General features: G+C 73.2%; 2 protein-coding genes and 1 pseudogene. 2 read left to right on the top strand and 1 reads right to left on the bottom strand.

What is annotated here, in order from left to right; all coding sequences use genetic code 11:
• Together Y694_RS22905 and Y694_RS21635 are read left to right on the top strand one after the other, a co-directional pair.
• On the top strand, nucleotides 1–848 hold an 848-nt coding region (locus Y694_RS22905), incomplete at its 5' end, for a vWA domain-containing protein (RefSeq protein ID WP_081782312.1).
• A 63-nt stretch (nucleotides 849–911) separates the two neighbouring features.
• On the top strand, nucleotides 912–1,313 hold the full coding sequence (locus Y694_RS21635) for an Ig-like domain-containing protein (RefSeq protein WP_011827708.1): 402 nt from the start codon (nucleotides 912–914) through the stop codon (nucleotides 1,311–1,313).
• Between the two features lie 68 nt (nucleotides 1,314–1,381).
• Here the strand turns inward: Y694_RS21635 and Y694_RS23875 are convergent.
• Nucleotides 1,382–1,651 (bottom strand): annotated as a pseudogene (locus tag Y694_RS23875) (HRDC domain-containing protein); the annotation flags it as partial.

Below are 1,651 nucleotides of genomic sequence, written 5' to 3'. Positions count from 1 at the left end.
CGCTGCCGCTGTGGGCCCGCACCGACGCCGGCGGCCAGGTGTGGCTGCATCCGGGCGTGATGCCGGGCAGCGCGCCGGCGCTGATGGAGGTGCAGGTGCGCAAGGGCGGCACCGTGGGCCGCGCGCTGCTGCAGCGTGGCCAGCGCGATGCGCTGCAGGTCCGGCTGGACCGCGACCTGCCGCTGCAGCGTGCCCGACTCGACCTGGTGTTCCTGGTCGACGCCACCGGCTCGATGGCCGACGAGATCGACAAGCTCAAGCGTTCGATGCGCTCGATGGCCGACCAGATCGCGCGCCTGCCGAGCCGTCCCGACACCTGCTTCGCGCTGGTGGCCTACCGCGACCGCGGCGACGCGTTCTTCGTGCGCGCGCACGACTTCGGCAAGGACCTCGACGCCTTCCAGCGCAGCCTCGGCGCGCTGCAGGCCGGCGGCGGCGGCGACTATCCCGAAGCGCTGAACGAGGCGCTGCACACCGCGGTGCACCGGCTGTCCTGGCGCGGCGACGGCGCCACGCGGCTGGTGGTGCTGGTGGCCGATGCGCCGCCCCACCTCGACTACGGCGCGCCGTACTACGACGACGACATGCAGGGCGCGCTGGCGCGCGGCATCAAGCTGTTCGCGGTCGGTGCCAGCGGACTCGACCCGACCGGCGAGTACGTGTTCCGCCAGGCCGCGCAATACACCGGTGGCCGGTTCGTGTTCCTCACCTATGCGAAGGCCGACGACCCGTCCAGCGGTCCGGGCCGCGAGACGGCGCACGACGTGGGCAACTACTCGGTCGAGTCGCTCGACCGGCTGGTGGTGCGGCTGGTGCGGGAAGAACTGGCGCGGCGGCCGGCCGGTTGACGGTCGAGCACCGGCAACGACCCTTCGGGTTGATCGGCCCCGGGCCTCGCGCTAGGCTGCGGGATGATCTCCTTCCTCTCGGCATGTGCAAGGCGCCGCGGCGCCGCCCTGTTCGCGGTCGTGGCACTCGCCGGATGCGGCGGCAGCGTGTCGCTGGGCTTCGGTTTCGGCGATGACGACCGGCCCAGCGCGTCGCTGGCCGTGTCGCCCACCAGCGCGGCGCCCGGCGACACCTTGCGCCTGGTGGCCGCGGCAAGCGACGACTATGGCGTCGACTTCGTCGAGTTCTACCGGATCGACGGCAGCGGCTCCACGCTGCTGGGCTTCGACGGGCTGCCGCCCTACCAGCTCGACACCACGGTGCCCGCCAACGCGGCCGGCAGCGTGCAGTACTTCGCCCGTGCGGTCGATGGCGGCGGGCAGCGTGGCGACAGTGCGGTCGTGTCGGTCGGCATCGGTCCCTGAGCGGGGCGTCGTCGACGAGAGACGATCGGGAGACGGAGACGCTGCAGCTGCCGGCCTCGTGCCGACGCTCAGCGCCCCGCGTCCAGCACCCGCAGGATCTCGCGCCCGTAGGCCTCGAGCTTCTTCGCGCCGACCCCGCTGACCTCGCCCAGGTCGCCCAGCGTGGCCGGCGCACGGCGCGCCATCTCGGCCAGCGTGGCGTTCGAGAAGATGATGTAGGTGGCAGGTTGTGCTCACGCGCCACCTCGCCGCGCCAGGCGCGCAAGGCCTCGAAGCGAACCTGCGCGGCGGCGTCCAGGTCGGCTGGCGCGCCGCTGCCCTCGCACCCCGGCCGCGCT

Source organism: Methylibium sp. T29-B, assembly GCF_000576225.1.
Classification (GTDB): Bacteria; Pseudomonadota; Gammaproteobacteria; order Burkholderiales; family Burkholderiaceae_C; genus Methylibium; species Methylibium petroleiphilum.
This window is presented reverse-complemented; position numbering and strand designations above follow the sequence as displayed.